Below are 16,424 nucleotides of genomic sequence, written 5' to 3'. Positions count from 1 at the left end.
TCAGATAATGATTCATTACAAGACTAGAGAGCAAGTAGAACTAATAAAAGAAAGTGCGCAAATTTTAGGAAAAGCGCACGGTGAAGTTGCAAAGCATGTTAAGCCAGGTGTTAAAACCATTGAGCTTGACAGAATTGCAGAAGAGTTCATAAGAGATCATGGAGGAGTACCTTCATTTAAAAATTTCAACGGATTTCCTGCGTCACTATGTATTTCATTAAATGAGAACGTAGTTCACGGATTTCCAAGCGATTATGAATTAAAAGAAGGTGACATTATATCAGTTGATTGTGGTGTCTTCTTCAAAGGGTTTCATAGCGATTCAGCTTACACTTACCCAGTAGGAAAAGTGAATGACGAAACGTTAAAGCTCTTGAAAGTGACAAAAGAGTCGCTTTATAAAGGTATTGAAAAAGCTGTGTGTGGAAATAGAATTGGTGATATAGCCAGCGCTATTCAAAAACATGTGGAACCATTTGGGTATGGTATTGTTCGTGAGTTAGTGGGGCACGGAATAGGAGAAGAACTTCATGAAAGTCCGGAAGTGCCAAATTATGGTAAACCTGGTAGAGGACCTAAACTAAATGATGGATTGGTTATAGCAATTGAGCCTATGATTAATCTGGGTTCTAAAAGTGTAGTTCAGGAAGACGATGGATGGACAATAAGAACAGCAGATAGGAAACCATCTGCCCACTTTGAACATACAGTAGCAATATTTAAAGAAGGAACTGAGGTCTTAACGACCCATAAATATATAGAAGAAAACTTTAAGTTTTAATATGGCAAAACAGCAGTCTATTGAGCAAGATGGTACAATTACAGAAGCATTATCTAACGCAATGTTTAGAGTTGAGTTAGAAAATGGACACGAAGTAATTGCGCATATATCTGGCAAAATGAGAATGAACTATATTAAGATTTTACCGGGTGACAAAGTGAAGTTAGAAATGTCGCCTTACGATTTAACAAAGGGACGAATAGTTTATAGATATAAATAAGATACTGATGAAAGTTAAAGCATCTGTTAAAAAACGTAGCGCTGATTGCAAAGTGATCAGAAGAAATGGGAAGGTCTACGTAATTAATAAAAAGAATCCAAGGTTTAAACAAAGACAAGGCTAAGTTATGGCACGTATTGCAGGAGTTGATATTCCAGATAATAAAAGAGGCGTAATTGCCCTTACCTATATTTTTGGTATAGGAAGAAGTACAGCGCAAAATATTCTTGAGCAGGCTGGGGTGGATCCTAACAAAAAAGCACAAGATTGGACTGATGACGAATCTACAGCGATTCGTAACATTATCAGTGAGAATCACAAAGTAGAAGGTGTTCTTAAGTCAGAAGTTCAACTTAGTATCAAAAGATTGTTAGATATCGGTTGTTACAGAGGTCTTAGACATAGAAAAGGTCTTCCGGTTAGAGGACAAAGAACTAAGAACAACTCTAGAACAAGAAAAGGTAAGAGAAAGACTGTAGCTAACAAGAAAAAAGCTACTAAATAATAAATAGTGTAATTAACGATGGCACAGAAAAGAAAAGATAAAGCAAAAAAGCGTGTAGTAGCTGTAGAGGCTATTGGTCAAGCGCATATCAAAGCTTCGTTCAATAACATCATCATATCAATGACTAATACAACTGGTCAGGTGATATCATGGGCATCAGCCGGTAAAATGGGATTCAAAGGTTCTAAAAAGAACACTCCATATGCAGCTCAGATGGCAGCACAAGATTGCGCTCAAAAAGCTTATGATCTTGGTTTAAGAAAAGTAGAAGTACTAGTAAAAGGCCCTGGTGCAGGTAGAGAATCAGCTATCCGTACTATCCAAAATACTGGTATTGAAGTTACTATGATTAAGGATGTTACTCCATTACCACACAATGGATGTAGACCTCCTAAAAGAAGAAGAGTATAATATTATCTATTAAGAAAGAATAAGAAATGGCAAGATACAGAGGTCCGAAAGCGAAAATTGCTAGAAGATTTAATGAGCCAATATTTGGTCCAAGCAAGGCGGTTGCTAAAAAAGCATACCCTCCGGGCCAACATGGTAGAAGCAGAAGAAGAAAGCAATCTGAATATGCTATCCAGTTAATGGAAAAGCAAAAGGCTAAATACACTTACGGTGTATTAGAGAAGCAATTTGCTAACATATTCAAGAAAGCTTCTAGAAAATCTGGTGTAACTGGTGAAATCCTATTGCAAATGCTTGAAGCTAGATTGGATAACACAGTATTCAGATTAGGTATTGCTCCTACTAGAAGAGCTGCAAGACAATTAGTTCTACACAAGCACATCACTGTAAATGGTGAAATCGTAAATGTTCCTTCTGTTTCTTTAAGAATCGGAGATGTTGTAGCGGTTAGAGAGCGTTCTAAATCATTAGAAGCTGTTACTGATAGCCTTGCAACAAACGGAGCCAAAAGATTCCCTTGGTTAGAGTTTGATGCTAGTGAATTAGCTGGAAAGGTAGTTTCTGTTCCTCAGCGTGATGATATTCCTGAGAACATTAACGAGCAGCTAATCGTTGAACTTTACTCTAAGTAATCGAAATAAAATATTTACTAGTCCCGATCTTTTATCGGGACTACAACAATTAAAGCTAATACTAATATGTCAATTTTAGCATTCCAAATGCCAGATAAGGTCGCCATGGAAAAGGCGGATGACTTTCATGGTATCTTCACATTTAAACCTCTTGAAAAAGGGTACGGTGTAACTATTGGTAATGCCCTAAGAAGAATTTTACTTTCTTCTTTAGAGGGTCATGCCATTACAGGAATTAAAGTTCCTGGTGTGTTACACGAATTCTCAACGATAGAAGGTGTTGTAGAAGATGTTTCTGAAATTATCTTAAACCTTAAAATGGTAAGATTTAAGAAAATCGGAGATTCTTTTGATAATAAAATTACAGTTTCAATAAAAAATCAAAAGGAATTCAAAGCTGGTGATATTTCTAATTTCACTTCTGCTTTTGAAGTACTTAACCCAGATTTAGTAATCTGTAATCTTGATGATTCAGTTGATTTCGAAATCGAATTATCTGTTGACAAAGGAAGAGGTTATTTACCTGCTGAAGAAAACAAACCTGCTGAGCAAGTATTCGGATTTATTCCAATCGATGCGATCTTCACACCTATCAAAAATGTGAAATACAGCGTTGAGAATACAAGGGTAGAGCAGAAAACTGACTATGAGCAGTTAGTTTTAGATATTGAAACTGATGGATCAATTCATCCTGAGAAAGCATTAGAAGGTGCTGCTCACATACTTATTCAGCATTTCATGTTGTTCTCTGACAAGTCTATCGAATTAGAAACTGAGAGAGCTGGTGAAATTGAGCAAGTGGATGAAGAGATGCTTCACATGCGTAAGTTGTTGAAAACTCAACTTAACGATTTAGACTTATCAGTAAGAGCTTACAATTGCTTAAAGGCGGCTGATGTAAAAACTTTAGGCGATCTAGTAAGATTAGAAATTTCTGATATGATGAAGTTCAGAAACTTTGGTAAAAAGTCATTAGCTGAACTTGAGCAATTAGTTCAGGATAAGAACCTTACTTTCGGTATGGATCTATCCAAGTATAAACTTGATGAAGAATAATAAGCAATGAGACACGGTAAGAAATTTAATCATTTAGGAAGAACTGCTCCTCATAGAAGTGCAATGCTTTCTAATATGGCCTCTTCATTGATTTCAAACAAGAGAATCACTACTACAGTAGCAAAAGCAAGAGCGTTAAGAAAATATGTAGAGCCTATCCTTACAAAAGCTAAAGATGACACTACACACTCTAGACGAGTTGTTTTCTCTTACTTAAACGATAAAGATTCTGTTAAAGAACTATTTGATGAAGTAGCAACTAAAATTGCTGACAGACCAGGTGGTTACACAAGAATTCTTAAGTTAGGAAACAGACTTGGTGATAATGCAGACATGTGTATCATTGAGTTAGTTGACTACAATGAGTTGATGCTTGAAGAGAAGGGGGCTAAGAAATCTAAGACTAGAAGAAGCCGAAGAGGTGGAAGCAGCAAGAAGGACGATGCTCCTAAAGCAGAAGCAACGGAAGCAAAATCTGAGAAGAAAGAAGAGCCAAAGGCGGAAGCTGTAGAAGAAGTAGAAGCTAAAGCTGAAGAAGCGAAGGAAGAGCCAAAGGCAGAAGAACCTAAGGCAGAAGCTAAAGAAGAGAAAAAGGATGAAGAGAAAGACAACTAAAACGTTGAATTTCTAAAAAATAGAAGGGATTGGATTTATATCTAATCCCTTTTTTTATTTTTGCACCAAACTAAATTTAATGGATACAACCACGAAACAAAAAGCCTATCTGTTACTTGAAGATGGTCTTCTTTTTGAAGGTACAGCAATAGGTAAAAATGGAACAAAAGGTGGTGAAATATGCTTTAATACGGGCATGACTGGCTACCAGGAAATTTACACAGACCCATCTTATACGGGCCAAATAATTGTTAATACTAATTCGCACATAGGAAACTATGGGGTTATTGAGGATGAAAATGAGTCTGACTATCCTAAAATAAGCGGAATTGTTGTTAATGATTATTCTCCGATAGCCAGTAGACAAAGATCAAATGAAAGTCTCCAGCAGTATTTAGAAAGGCATGAGGTTACAGGCATAGCAGATATTGACACAAGAATGCTTGTTAGGCATATTAGAAGTAAAGGAGCAATGAATGCGATTATTTCTTCTGAATTGAACCCTGATGAACTTAAAAAAGAACTTGCAAAAGTCCCTTCTATGGATGGTCTGGAACTTTCTTCTAAAGTATGTACTAAGGAAAGAAAGAAACTGGGAGATGAAAATGCTGAATTCAAAGTTGCTGTATTAGATTTAGGTATTAAAAACAGCATATTAAAGAACCTTATTTCAAGAGGTGTTTATTGTGAAGTTTTCCCTGCAAAATCTACATTCGAAGATCTTAAATCTTTCAATCCTGATGGTTATTTTATATCCAACGGACCTGGTGACCCATCCGTAATGGATTATGCTGTGGAAACAGTAAAAGAAATACTCAAGGAAGATAAACCATTATTTGGCATATGTTTAGGTCATCAAATCTTAGCCAGAGCCTGTGGCATTGGTACATATAAAATGCACCACGGCCATAGAGGTTTAAATCATCCAATATTAAATTTAGGAACAGGTAAAAGTGAGATTACATCCCAAAATCATGGGTTTGTGGTTTCTGCTGAAGACATAGAGAAATCTGATAAAGTAGAAGTTACTCACCGCCATTTAAATGATGATACTGTGGCAGGTATCAAAGTAAAAGGTAAGAACGCATTTTCAGTGCAGTATCACCCTGAAGCTTCTCCAGGACCACATGATAGCAGATACCTATTCGATCAATTTATTGAATTAATGAAATCTAAAAAATAAAAGATGAGTTTAATAGAAAGCATATATGCAAGGCAAATCCTTGATTCTAGAGGAAACCCAACTATTGAAGTTGATGTAGTTACAGAAAACGGAATTTTAGGAAGAGCAGCAGTACCATCAGGCGCTTCAACAGGTGAAAATGAAGCAGTGGAACTTAGAGATGGTGATAAATCAAAATACTTAGGTAAAGGCGTATTAAAGGCTGTTGAAAATGTAAATGGCGACTTGGCTGAGGAGTTAATCGGTTTTTCAGTATTTGATCAAAAGTTGATTGATCGAATAATGATAGAAGCTGATGGTACACCTAATAAAGCTAAACTCGGTGCCAACGCTATATTAGGTGTTTCTTTAGCCGTTGCTAAAGCTGCTGCTGCTGAGCTTGGATTACCTTTATACAGATATATAGGTGGCACAAATGCAGCGACATTACCAGTGCCAATGATGAACATAATCAATGGAGGATCACATTCTGATGCACCAATAGCGTTTCAGGAATTTATGATTCGACCAGTAGGCGCGCCTACTTTTAGTGAAGCAATTAGAATGGGTACGGAAGTATTTCATAACCTGAAGGCTATCATAAAAGAAAAAGGACTTAGCACTGCCGTAGGTGATGAAGGAGGGTTTGCTCCTAATTTTTCGGGTGGTACGGAAGAAGCGCTTAACAGTGTTCTTGATGCGATAAAGAAAGCAGGCTATACTCCTGGTAAAGATATTACTATTGCATTAGACTGTGCTTCATCAGAGTTTTATGAAGATGGAAAATACAACTACGCAAAGTTCGAAGGTGAGAGTGGTGCTGTTAGATCTAAAGAAGAGCAAGTTGCTTATTTGGCTGAATTAGTAGATAAATATCCAATTGATTCAATCGAAGATGGCTGTGATGAAAATGATTGGGAAGGCTGGAAGATGTTAACTGCCAAGATTGGAGATAAATGTCAACTAGTGGGTGATGACCTTTTTGTAACGAATGTTAAATTCTTAAAAAGAGGAATCGAAGAGAAATCGGCTAACTCAATATTGATAAAAGTAAATCAGATTGGTACGCTGTCTGAAACATTAGACGCTATAGAAATGGCTCATAAAGCAGGATTTACGGCAGTAATTTCTCACAGATCAGGAGAGACTGAGGATGCAACAATTGCTGATATCGCAGTTGCTACTAATGCAGGCCAGATTAAAACAGGCTCTGCATCTCGTTCTGATAGAATGGCCAAGTACAATCAATTACTAAGAATTGAAGAGGAATTGGGTGAAGTAGCTTACTTCCCTAAAAAGTAGAGTATACTGTACGATTACATATCTAAAAAGCCGGTTCTTCAGCCGGCTTTTTTTAGAAAATCGTATTTATTCTTATATTCAAACATATTTTTTAAACTATCATACAATGCAAATTCCAAGATTTAGCAGAAACTTTTACTTCTTGTTTGGTATTTTCTTTTTAATCTGGATGCTTTTTATTGATTCAAACGATATCTACACCCAATACAAATTGAATCAAAAAAGGAAGAACCTTGAAGACCAAAAAGCGTATTATCTAGAGAAAATTACTGAGGTAAAGCAGGAGCGTGAGGAGCTTTTTAGTAGCAAGAAAAAACTGGAGAAATTCGCACGCGAGAAGTACCTCATGAAAAAAGAGTCAGAAGACTTATTTATTATCGAAGAAGAGGAATGAAAAAATACGCTGTTCTATTTGTCTTTGCTTTGATGTCATATGCATCTTTAGCTCAGACAGGGAATGAATTAGATGGTGATAAACTATCTGATAGAATTTATTTTGGGGGTAATCTTGGGCTTCAATTTGGAACAATTACAAACATTGAAATTTCACCTTTAGTCGGGTACCGATTTACTGATGACTTCTCGGCAGGTCTGGGCATCACCTATATTTACTTCAAAAGAGAATTTGACAATTTTGAAGATTTTGAAACTAACATTTATGGTTACCGTCTCTTTGCTAGGCATAATATTCAAGAGCAATTCTATGCACAGGCAGAGTATGAAAATTTGAGCCTTGAATTTTTCAATATTAATGATGGCTCATCAAGAAGAGAGTGGGTTCCGGGGGCATTTGTAGGTGGCGGTTATTTTCAACCATTAGGTAGAAATGCTGGTTTCAATATCGCAGCATTGTATAATGTACTCTATGATGAAGATAAATCACCTTATAACAGCCCATGGGTGTTTAGAATTGGGGTAACCTTGGGATTTTAAGCTAAAGTTTAACACCAAACTTTTCAGCCAACTCCTGCAAATCAGCCACCACTTTTGAATTTAGAGGGATTCCCTCTTTTATTCTTTTAGCTTCAAACTCTCTTTCTGGATCACCTGGTATTAATACCTTCTTACCTTCAATGGCCTTTGTTTCTCTAAAACGGGAAATCCAGTTATCCATGTGAGATTTAAATTCATCGGCTGGCCTCCAGGCATCTATGCGCATAGCACCTACGAAATGACCTAAGCCTTCACCCACCGGATTTTCAGGTAAGGGTAGAAAGCTTACAAACGGAGGCGCCCAAGGCCCATAGTTGGCACCACTGAAAACCGCAGAGAAAATATCTACGATGGATCCTAGTGCATAACCTTTGTGGCTCCCATGTTCTCGATCACCACCTAGTGGAAGTAGTGCTCCGCCATCTTTTAATTCATTAGGGTTAGTGGATGCACTGCCATCTTTTTTCTGTACCCAACCTAAGGGTGCTTCTACATCTTTGCGTTGTAGAATTTCCAGTTTGCCATTAGCAGCAGTAGTTGTTGCTAAATCCGCTACAAAAGGAGGTTGATTTTTAGTGGGTATGCTTACAGCTATAGGATTAGTTCCTAGCATTCTTTCCGTAGCGAATGTAGGAGCTACTAAAGGACTTGCATTCGTCATAGCCATACCAATCATATCTCTTTCTAGTCCCATCATGGCGTGATAACCTGCTATCCCGAAATGGTTCGAATTTTTAACGCTCACCCAACCGGTACCAACTTTATCAGCTTTTTCCATGGCTATTTCCATAGCTTTTGGAGCCACTACCAAACCTAAACCTTTATCACCGTCAACAACTGCTGTACTAGGGGTTTCGTGCACTATTTTAATTTCAGGTTTGGGATTTACTCTATCTGTTTCCCATAGTCGTACGTATCCAATTAACCGTGCCACACCGTGAGAATCAATACCTCTTAAGTCAGCTTTTATTAGAACATTGGTTGCTAGATCAGCATCTGATTCACTACATCCTATTGATAGAAAAATGTTCTTTGTGAATTTTGTTAGTCGCTCAACTGGGATTATTTCTTCCATCTGAATTTTGATTCATTAGCTCAGCCAGAGCACCCTCTTTTAAGGAGTATGTAGATACTCTAACACTTTCAAACTTATATTTTGATACTAGGTAATTTATCAGGCACGAAGCTACAACAATCATATCAACTCGTATCTCAATCATACCGGGAATTTGCATTCGTTCTTCCCGTGTTTTGTTGATCAATTTTTGATGTATTTGTAGATATGAAGATAATGTGAGTGGTAATTCCGGTTTATTTTCATCGAAATCAAGTCCATTTTCTTTGCAGTAGATTTCACTTAAAGTATCGAAAGTACCTGACGAGCCTGCAAGTATCAAAGGTTTGTACTTAGAAAGAGCTGTCACTAATTCGCCAAGATTTTCGTCAAAATACTGATCCAAAGCTTTCATTTCATTGGAGTCTATAGGATCAGACTTATGAAACAGCTCAACTAATCTCTGTCCACCTATTTCAAAACTTCTTTTCCAGCTAATCTCTTTATTATTACCGATGATAAATTCTACACTACCGCCTCCAATGTCCATCACCAACGCTGGTTTTTCATCTAAATTAAGCGCCAGGCTTACGCCTTTAAATATTAACTCTGCTTCCCTATCACCAGTAATAATGGATACATCAATACCTGTAATTTTAAAAATGCTCTTTTTTATATCCTCACCGTTAGTAGCATTCCGGAATGCACTAGTAGCAAAAGCATGAACCTCTTCTATTTTTTCATTTATAATTCGCTCACTAAATGAGCTGAGGGCCTCAATAGCCCTATCTTGCGCATCTAGCAGTATCGTTTGATTATTAATGCCACCAGCACCAATTTTTACAGCCTTCTTTATTCTTTCAATGATTCTGAAATTTTTGCTTCCTAATTCGGCTATCATCAAATGAAAGGTGTTTGTACCACAATCGATTAGTGCAATTTTTTTCATTCAGTAATTATATCAGTTCACAATATAGCTGGGATTTATTAAAAAGCCTATCCGCTTATTGGCTCTCTTTTACTTATATTTGACGCTCTAATCAAATAAATCGATAACTACATGTCTGATAAAAGAGTCTATACATTACCTACAAAAGACGAAAAATATAAACTATTAGAAAGTAAAAATAACGAAGCGTTAAAAGGTGGCGGTGAAGCAAGAATAGAAGCTCAACACGGCAAGGGGAAGTTGACAGCAAGAGAACGTATTGATCTGTTGTTAGATGAGGGCTCGTTTGAAGAGATTGGAAAGTTTGTCATGCACCGTTGTAAAGATTTTGGCTTGGATAAGCAGTACTATTTAGGTGATGGTGTTGTGACTGGCTATGGAACGGTCAACGGTAGGTTGATCTATGTGTTCTCACAGGACTTTACTGTTTTCGGTGGTTCATTATCAGAAACACATGCTGAGAAGATCGTTAAAATTATGGAGTTGGCCATGAAAAATGGTGCTCCATTAATCGGTTTAAACGATTCAGGTGGCGCAAGAATTCAGGAAGGGGTAGTTTCCTTAGGCGGTTATGCGGATATCTTTTATCGAAACACACGGGCTTCAGGCGTTATACCTCAGATTTCAGCTATTATGGGACCTTGCGCTGGAGGAGCAGTTTACTCACCCGCGATTACTGATTTCATCCTAATGGTAGAGAATACTTCTTACATGTTTGTGACAGGGCCGAATGTGGTGAAAACTGTTACTCAGGAGGATGTTTCGGCAGAGGAGTTGGGTGGAGCAAGCACTCACAGTACGAAAAGCGGTGTAACACACTTTTCATGCGCTAATGAAGTAGAATGTATTAATAATATAAAGGCACTGTTGAGCTACATGCCACAAAACTGTGAGGATGATGCGCCAATGGTTGCGTATGAAAGTAAGGCTGATGAAAAAGTACCTTCCTTAAATAACATCATTCCAGATAATCCTAACCAGCCTTACGATATGCGTGAGGTTATTGAAGGCATTGTAGATGAAGATTCTTTCATGGAGGTTCATAAAAACTTTGCTGATAATATCGTTGTCGGTTTCGCGAGAATAGCAGGAAGGAGTATTGGTGTAGTGGGCAATCAGCCTGCGTCATTGGCAGGTGTATTAGATATTGACGCCAGCACAAAAGGAGCTCGATTTGTACGTTTTTGTGATTGTTTTAATATTCCATTATTAGTGTTGGAAGATGTACCCGGATTCTTACCAGGAACAGATCAGGAGTGGAATGCAATAATTACTAATGGAGCTAAATTACTTTATGCTTTTAGTGAAGCAACTGTGCCAAGAATTACAGTAATTACAAGAAAGGCGTATGGTGGAGCGTATGATGTAATGAACTCTAAACATATTGGTGCTGACATGAACTATGCTTGGCCGATGGCAGAAATAGCCGTTATGGGAGCAAAAGGTGCATCAGAGATTATTTTTAGAAAAGAAATTTCTGAAGCCAAAGACCCTGAGGCCAAATTGCAGGAAAAGGTCGATGAATACACAGAGAAATTTGCCAACCCTTACAGAGCTGCCCACAGAGGTTATATTGATGAGGTGATTATGCCCGAAGATACACGCTCGAAGCTCATCAAAGCATTCAAAATGCTTGAGAATAAAGTTGATACTTTACCCAAAAAGAAACACGGAAATATTCCTTTGTAATTATGAAAAAAGAGAGCAGAAAGTTTTTAGATAAGTATTTAAATAATGCATCGCCAACAGGTTTTGAAAAATCAGGGCAAGAGATATGGCTTGAATACATTAAGCCATACATAGATGATTATTTTACTGACACTTATGGAACAGCGGTAGGTGTAATAAACCCAAAGGCAAATTACAAAGTTGTGATTGAGGCTCATGCCGATGAGATTTCATGGTTTGTGAACTACATTACAGAAGAAGGGTATATCTACGTTAGGCGTAATGGTGGCTCTGACCATCAGATTGCACCATCGAAAAGAGTAAACATCCATACAAAAAAGGGCATTATAAAAGGTGTTTTTGGTTGGCCGGCAATTCATGTTAGAAGAGATAAATCATCTGAAGAACAACCTTCACTCAAGAATATTTTTGTCGATGTAGGGTGCACTAGTAAGGAAGAGGTAGAAAAGTTAGGAGTGCACGTTGGCTGTGTAATGACTTTTGATGATGAGTTGATTGACCTTAACAAAAATTACTTATCAGGTAGGGCACTAGATAATAGAATAGGCGGCTTCATGATTGCGGAAGTAGCTAAAATGCTACATGAAAATAAAAAGAAACTAGATTTTGGTCTGTATATAGTCAATGCTGTACAAGAGGAAGTAGGTTTGAGAGGGGCGCAGATGATCGCAGAAAGGATTAATCCTAATATAGCCATTGTAACGGATGTTTGCCACGATACTTGCTCACCCATGTATAACAAAATAGAAAGTGGTCATCAAAAGGCCGGGGATGGCCCTGTTCTGACATATGGCCCTGCGGTGCACAACAATGTGCTTGACATGATTATTGAAGTGGCAGAAAAGAATAAAATACCATTTCAGCGAGCAGCTGCATCAAGAGCTACCGGTACTGATACAGACGCTTTTGCTTACTCAAATCAGGGAGTCGCATCGGCTTTAATTTCGCTACCATTGAAATATATGCATACCACAGTAGAAACTGTACATAAAGAAGATGTTCAGAATGTTATAAAACTTATTTATTCATTCTTATTAAAGGTTAAAAACGGGCATGATTTTCGCTATTTGAAGTAAAATCGAAATTTATTTTTGTAATTTCCTTACATTCAGCTATTTGAAGAGTTGGAATTTTTCAATTAACCAGAATGGTTTCGTATTTTTGTTGCAACCTATGACTAAACTTGAGAAGTGATGAAATTGATCAAAATTATATTTTTAATGGCTGTTTGTACCATGGCGTTTAATACTCAGGTGCAATCCCAAAATCGTCCTGAGCATGAATTGCATGCGATGATGATTTACAACTTTTTGAAGTATATCCAGTGGCCTGGTGATCAGAATGCAGGTGAATTTGTGATAGGCGTACTCAAGGATGACAACGTTTATAACACACTTAATACCTGGTACGGAAATAAGGAGAGAGGTGGTAAGAAGTTCATTATTAAGAAATTTGAATCAGCTTCAGAGGTATCTGGCTGTCAGCTGTTGTATGTTGGAGATAGCGGTAGCAATCAGTTTGAGGATGTTTTAGGCAAAATTGGCTCTAGCTCAACTTTAACAGTTACAAACAGAAGAGGTCTAGGAGAAAAAGGAAGTTGTATCAACTTTAAAGTGTTAGATGGTAGGTTAAAGTTTGAATTGAATCAGGCGGCAATGAATAAAGCCAACTTAAAAACCTCAAGTCAATTAACGGCCATGGCAATATTAATATAACCGAATTAAAAATAATTGAAAGCCATTCGCTAACCAGTGAATGGCTTTTTTATTAGGTAGCCTTTAGATAATCATAATCAAAACTCTTAATTTTCTGTTAATCGGCTTTTAAATTGATGAATAAAACTTCACTAGTCTCTGCTCATACATTGGAGGAAAGCATTAAAAATGCACCTTTTGCTATGTGCTGGATGAATGCCGAAGGTGAGCTGATAGCCGTTAATAATCAGTTTTGCGAATTGTCAGGATATTCTAATGAAGTACTTCTTGCAAAGAAAGTAACAGACATACACCCTGATTTCTCACTAAAAAGCTTTAAAAGTTATTTCTCTAAGCTTTCTTCTAATTCAGAAGAGGCCTTTGATACGCCATTATTGCTTTGTTCGGGCAACGAAAAAGTGGTACAGATTATTCCGCGCATTTTTAAGTCTGACGAAAGCGAATTATTGTGCCATTTTTTAATTGATGTTGAAAAACAACGAAGTGTTGAGCAGGAGTTAATGGCCAATCAGGAGAGGTGGAAAGTGGGTATGGAAATTCTAAATGAAGGGGTTTGGGATTGGAATATTAAGGATAAAAAGATTTTCTTCAGCAATCAGTTTGCGGAAAATTTAGGTTACACTCGAAAAGAGCTAATGAATTTTTTAACTGATTGGAATGACTTTCTACATCCAGACGATTCAGCGAAGTATAGCATTCGGTTAGCTGATCACTTAAAGGGCTTAACAAAGAAATATGAGTCGGAGCATCGATTAAAAAATAAAGCGGGACAATATAGGTGGTTTAAGGATAGGGGAATGGTCATTGCAAGAGATGAAAATGGCCGAGCTACCCGAATGATTGGTAGTAGTTTAGATATCACCGAAAGACTGGAACTTGAAAGTAAGGAGAAGGCCACAACTAAAAGGGCGCTTGAAGATAGTCAGAACAAGTTTCAGAATATCCTTAATTATTCAAATGATGCCATCATAATACTTGATGCGGTAACTCAATCTATTGCCGAGGTAAACCCAAGATCTGAAGATATTTTGGGATTCAGGGGTAAAGAACTCATCGGAAAAAAAATATCGGAATATACTCCCTCACAGCATGATAAGATTAATAAGTTTTTAGACTCTGTATTAAGTAGCAAAAAGGGTTTATCTGCACAGTTTGTATTACAGTGCAAAAATGGGGAGACCATCTCAGCTGAAGTATCAGCTTCGCATTACGCTGTGGAGCAGAACCAGGGAATAATATTAGTGATACAACCCATTTCTCAACAAAAACATATTGAGGGTATTATTACAAGGCTGGTGGAAGAAGCTTTGTCAAAATCCAAGATGGATTTTATTCCCAATTTCATTAGAACAATGGCTGAATACCTCAATGTTTCTATTGTTGGTATATCACAGGTTGTAGATAACGTTCAGGATGAGCTTGAGATTGTTAGTTTGTGGAACAAGGATCATTTTGAAGAAAATTACACCTATAAAGTAAATGGTTCTCCAGCTGAGAAGGTGTTGAAAGAGGGAACTACTTATTATAGACAGGGAATTGCGCAGGCCTTCCCAAAAGATGCATTTTTAACAGCTAATAAATCGCAAGGTTATCTGGGTGTACCTATTTCTGATAGCTCCAAAAAAACTATTGGGCATCTTTTTATTATTGACTCTAAAGAATTGGAGCGAGAGCCGTGGGTTGAGTCACTATTATTAATTGGTGCCAACCGAATGGGCCTTGAAATTGAGCGCAAAAGAGTGGAAGATGAGTTGAAAGAGAGGTTAGAGCTCGAAGGTTTGGTTTCAGATATTTCAGCAGAATTCATTAATGCTAATGAAAAGACAATCAGAGAGTCAATCGACTGGGCCTTGCGGAAGGTAGGCGAATACGTTAATGCAGACAGATCTTACATATTCAAACTGAGTGAAGATGGTTCTTACGGTACAACTACCGCTGAATGGGTGAAACGGGATGTAATGCCTTTAAAATCTGAGTTTCAGAAAGTTTTACGAAAGGATTACCCATGGCCTTTTGAATTGCTTGACGCTAAACGTATGCTTCTAATCTCAGATATTGAAGAGCAGACGGATGACATAGGAGCGTTTCAGAAGATATTCGATCAATACGGCATCAAATCTATGCTGAATATGCCAATGGTGGTTGGTAATAGAGTGTATGGCTACATGGGTTTTGATGCAGAGCAGAAAAATAATTGGTCTATTAATGATATCATTCTTCTTAAGCTTGTGGCGGAAGTAATAGTGAACTCAATTGAGAGAGTGACCATTGAAAAAAGTTTACGGCAAATGAATGATAACCTTGAAAAGGAGGTAAAAGACCGTACAAAAAAGTTGGAGAAGGCACTAGAGGAGGTGAAAGATCTACGAGATAAGCTAGAAGCTGAAAATATTTACCTAAAGGAAGAAATTGGATCTACAAATTATATTGAAAACATAATAAGCCAGGATAAAGATTTTAAGCGCGTTTTAGTTGATATGGAGCATGTTGCCAAAACATCTTCAACAGTATTAATACTCGGTGAGACCGGTACAGGTAAAGAGGTGATTTCCAAAGCAATTCATAGTTTAAGTGAAAGAAAGGATAAACCACTGATAAAGATAAATTGTGCTGCATTGCCCGCTACATTAATAGAAAGTGAATTATTTGGGCATGAAAAAGGTGCATTTACAGGGGCAGTTGCTGCCAAACAAGGTAGGTTTGAGCTGGCCGATGGAGGTACCTTGTTTTTAGATGAAGTGGGTGAAATGCCCATTGAGCTACAACCAAAGCTTTTGAGAGCTTTGCAAGAAGGTGAGTTTGAAAGATTAGGCGGTACAAAGACCATCAAAGTAGATGTGCGCTTAATAGCTGCTACTAATCGCGATCTTGAAAAGGCTGTTGAAGAAGGTAGTTTTAGATCTGATTTATTTTATCGGTTAAATGTGTTTCCGCTATATATTCCGGCTTTGAGGGAGCGAAAGAGTGATATTAGATTGTTAGTGAATCATTTTGTTCAGAGATATAATCAAAAACTGGGAAAAGAAGTAAATAAAATACCACAAAGTGTTATTTCTCAATTGGAGAAATACAATTGGCCCGGTAATGTGCGTGAGCTTGAAAATATTATCGAGCGTGCTGTAATTATTAGCCCTTCTAATCAATTGAAGCTAGGCGACTGGTTTCTTTCGGGTACGAAGTCAACACAAAATGATGATAAATTTGAGACACTCGAAAAATTTGAACGCAACTATATTTTAAAAGTATTACACCACACCAATTGGAAAATTAGTGGACCAGGAGGTGCTGCAGAGGTGCTGGGCCTCAAACCAACAACGCTTGAAAGCAGAATTAAAAAGCTCAATATTTCACGTCAATAATTCACGAAATATCGTGAAAAACACGAAATATCGTGAATAAA

18 protein-coding genes are annotated in these 16,424 nt (G+C 37.4%); 16 read left to right on the top strand and 2 right to left on the bottom strand.

The features are described 5' to 3' along the window. The first annotated feature begins 7 nt into the window (after window positions 1-7). The 12 genes from map (at window position 8) to JR347_RS01355 (ending at window position 7,617) form a co-directional block, all read left to right on the top strand. The gene (gene map / locus JR347_RS01410) at window positions 8-781 is read left to right on the top strand and encodes a type I methionyl aminopeptidase (protein ID WP_205722282.1); all 774 of its coding nucleotides are present in this window, start codon (window positions 8-10) and stop codon (window positions 779-781) included. Between the two features lies 1 nt (window position 782). After that, window positions 783-1,001, top strand: a complete 219-nt coding sequence (gene infA, locus JR347_RS01405; RefSeq protein WP_205722281.1) for a translation initiation factor IF-1 — start codon at window positions 783-785, stop codon at window positions 999-1,001. Window positions 1,002-1,008: 7 nt separating this feature from the next. Continuing rightward, entirely contained in the window at window positions 1,009-1,125 is a 117-nt protein-coding gene (gene ykgO, locus JR347_RS01400) for a type B 50S ribosomal protein L36 (protein ID WP_073122828.1), read from the top strand. A gap of 3 nt (window positions 1,126-1,128) precedes the next feature. After that, window positions 1,129-1,506, top strand: a complete 378-nt coding sequence (gene rpsM / locus JR347_RS01395) for a 30S ribosomal protein S13 (protein WP_205722280.1) — start codon at window positions 1,129-1,131, stop codon at window positions 1,504-1,506. A gap of 18 nt (window positions 1,507-1,524) precedes the next feature. Beyond that, window positions 1,525-1,917 (top strand): 30S ribosomal protein S11, encoded by a 393-nt coding sequence (gene rpsK, locus JR347_RS01390; RefSeq protein WP_205722279.1) that lies wholly within the window; start codon window positions 1,525-1,527, stop codon window positions 1,915-1,917. Window positions 1,918-1,943: 26 nt separating this feature from the next. Then, window positions 1,944-2,549 (top strand): 30S ribosomal protein S4, encoded by a 606-nt coding sequence (rpsD, locus tag JR347_RS01385; RefSeq protein WP_205722278.1) that lies wholly within the window; start codon window positions 1,944-1,946, stop codon window positions 2,547-2,549. A gap of 66 nt (window positions 2,550-2,615) precedes the next feature. After that, window positions 2,616-3,605 (top strand): DNA-directed RNA polymerase subunit alpha, encoded by a 990-nt coding sequence (locus tag JR347_RS01380; protein ID WP_205722277.1) that lies wholly within the window; start codon window positions 2,616-2,618, stop codon window positions 3,603-3,605. A gap of 6 nt (window positions 3,606-3,611) precedes the next feature. Continuing rightward, window positions 3,612-4,220: a 50S ribosomal protein L17 gene (gene rplQ, locus JR347_RS01375; RefSeq protein WP_205722276.1), complete on the top strand. Its 609-nt coding sequence runs from the start codon at window positions 3,612-3,614 to the stop codon at window positions 4,218-4,220. A 79-nt stretch (window positions 4,221-4,299) separates the two neighbouring features. Next, window positions 4,300-5,403: a glutamine-hydrolyzing carbamoyl-phosphate synthase small subunit gene (gene carA / locus JR347_RS01370; RefSeq protein ID WP_205722275.1), complete on the top strand. Its 1,104-nt coding sequence runs from the start codon at window positions 4,300-4,302 to the stop codon at window positions 5,401-5,403. A 3-nt stretch (window positions 5,404-5,406) separates the two neighbouring features. Next, window positions 5,407-6,684, top strand: coding sequence for a phosphopyruvate hydratase (eno, locus tag JR347_RS01365; RefSeq protein ID WP_205722274.1), 1,278 nt, complete (start codon window positions 5,407-5,409; stop codon window positions 6,682-6,684). Window positions 6,685-6,790: 106 nt separating this feature from the next. Next, window positions 6,791-7,078, top strand: a complete 288-nt coding sequence (locus tag JR347_RS01360; protein WP_205722273.1) for an FtsB family cell division protein — start codon at window positions 6,791-6,793, stop codon at window positions 7,076-7,078. Beyond that, window positions 7,075-7,617, top strand: a complete 543-nt coding sequence (locus tag JR347_RS01355; protein ID WP_205722272.1) for a hypothetical protein — start codon at window positions 7,075-7,077, stop codon at window positions 7,615-7,617. Before JR347_RS01360 ends, JR347_RS01355 begins: the two co-directional genes overlap by 4 nt. Before the next feature lies 1 nt (window position 7,618). Here the strand turns inward: JR347_RS01355 and JR347_RS01350 are convergent, their stop codons facing one another. Further along, window positions 7,619-8,692 carry an Ldh family oxidoreductase gene (locus JR347_RS01350; RefSeq protein WP_205722271.1) on the bottom strand — a complete coding sequence of 358 codons (1,074 nt, stop codon included), beginning with the start codon at window positions 8,690-8,692 and terminating at the stop codon, window positions 7,619-7,621. Then, window positions 8,670-9,620: a Ppx/GppA phosphatase family protein gene (locus tag JR347_RS01345; protein WP_205722270.1), complete on the bottom strand. Its 951-nt coding sequence runs from the start codon at window positions 9,618-9,620 to the stop codon at window positions 8,670-8,672. Before JR347_RS01345 ends, JR347_RS01350 begins: the two co-directional genes overlap by 23 nt. Before the next feature lie 111 nt (window positions 9,621-9,731). Between JR347_RS01345 and JR347_RS01340 the strand changes: the two genes are divergently transcribed. From JR347_RS01340 to JR347_RS01325, 4 genes are all read left to right on the top strand, one after another. Beyond that, on the top strand, window positions 9,732-11,309 hold the full coding sequence (locus JR347_RS01340; protein WP_205722269.1) for an acyl-CoA carboxylase subunit beta: 1,578 nt from the start codon (window positions 9,732-9,734) through the stop codon (window positions 11,307-11,309). Window positions 11,310-11,311: 2 nt separating this feature from the next. Next, window positions 11,312-12,385: a M42 family metallopeptidase gene (locus tag JR347_RS01335; RefSeq protein WP_205722268.1), complete on the top strand. Its 1,074-nt coding sequence runs from the start codon at window positions 11,312-11,314 to the stop codon at window positions 12,383-12,385. A gap of 117 nt (window positions 12,386-12,502) precedes the next feature. Further along, window positions 12,503-13,024, top strand: coding sequence for a YfiR family protein (locus tag JR347_RS01330; RefSeq protein WP_235689726.1), 522 nt, complete (start codon window positions 12,503-12,505; stop codon window positions 13,022-13,024). 116 nt (window positions 13,025-13,140) lie between these two features. After that, window positions 13,141-16,383: a sigma 54-interacting transcriptional regulator gene (locus JR347_RS01325; protein WP_205722267.1), complete on the top strand. Its 3,243-nt coding sequence runs from the start codon at window positions 13,141-13,143 to the stop codon at window positions 16,381-16,383. Window positions 16,384-16,424 lie beyond the last annotated feature (41 nt).

Origin of the sequence: Fulvivirga lutea, assembly GCF_017068455.1 — a bacterium.
In the GTDB taxonomy this organism is placed as follows: Bacteria; Bacteroidota; Bacteroidia; order Cytophagales; family Cyclobacteriaceae; genus Fulvivirga; species Fulvivirga lutea.
This window is presented reverse-complemented; position numbering and strand designations above follow the sequence as displayed.

Excerpts from the sequence above, each read along its gene's own strand:
- rpsD (WP_205722278.1), top strand. The coding sequence starts at position 1,944 with ATGGCAAGATACAGAGGTCCGAAAGCGAAAATTGCTAGAAGATTTAAT.
- JR347_RS01340 (WP_205722269.1), top strand. The coding sequence starts at position 9,732 with ATGTCTGATAAAAGAGTCTATACATTACCTACAAAAGACGAAAAATAT.
- JR347_RS01345 (WP_205722270.1), bottom strand. The coding sequence starts at position 9,620 with ATGAAAAAAATTGCACTAATCGATTGTGGTACAAACACCTTTCATTTG.
- JR347_RS01335 (WP_205722268.1), top strand. The coding sequence starts at position 11,312 with ATGAAAAAAGAGAGCAGAAAGTTTTTAGATAAGTATTTAAATAATGCA.
- JR347_RS01380 (WP_205722277.1), top strand. The coding sequence starts at position 2,616 with ATGTCAATTTTAGCATTCCAAATGCCAGATAAGGTCGCCATGGAAAAG.
- rpsK (WP_205722279.1), top strand. The coding sequence starts at position 1,525 with ATGGCACAGAAAAGAAAAGATAAAGCAAAAAAGCGTGTAGTAGCTGTA.
- rpsM (WP_205722280.1), top strand. The coding sequence starts at position 1,129 with ATGGCACGTATTGCAGGAGTTGATATTCCAGATAATAAAAGAGGCGTA.
- map (WP_205722282.1), top strand. The coding sequence starts at position 8 with ATGATTCATTACAAGACTAGAGAGCAAGTAGAACTAATAAAAGAAAGT.
- JR347_RS01330 (WP_235689726.1), top strand. The coding sequence starts at position 12,503 with ATGAAATTGATCAAAATTATATTTTTAATGGCTGTTTGTACCATGGCG.
- JR347_RS01360 (WP_205722273.1), top strand. The coding sequence starts at position 6,791 with ATGCAAATTCCAAGATTTAGCAGAAACTTTTACTTCTTGTTTGGTATT.
- JR347_RS01355 (WP_205722272.1), top strand. The coding sequence starts at position 7,075 with ATGAAAAAATACGCTGTTCTATTTGTCTTTGCTTTGATGTCATATGCA.
- rplQ (WP_205722276.1), top strand. The coding sequence starts at position 3,612 with ATGAGACACGGTAAGAAATTTAATCATTTAGGAAGAACTGCTCCTCAT.
- JR347_RS01350 (WP_205722271.1), bottom strand. The coding sequence starts at position 8,692 with ATGGAAGAAATAATCCCAGTTGAGCGACTAACAAAATTCACAAAGAAC.
- eno (WP_205722274.1), top strand. The coding sequence starts at position 5,407 with ATGAGTTTAATAGAAAGCATATATGCAAGGCAAATCCTTGATTCTAGA.
- infA (WP_205722281.1), top strand. The coding sequence starts at position 783 with ATGGCAAAACAGCAGTCTATTGAGCAAGATGGTACAATTACAGAAGCA.
- ykgO (WP_073122828.1), top strand. The coding sequence starts at position 1,009 with ATGAAAGTTAAAGCATCTGTTAAAAAACGTAGCGCTGATTGCAAAGTG.
- JR347_RS01325 (WP_205722267.1), top strand. The coding sequence starts at position 13,141 with ATGAATAAAACTTCACTAGTCTCTGCTCATACATTGGAGGAAAGCATT.
- carA (WP_205722275.1), top strand. The coding sequence starts at position 4,300 with ATGGATACAACCACGAAACAAAAAGCCTATCTGTTACTTGAAGATGGT.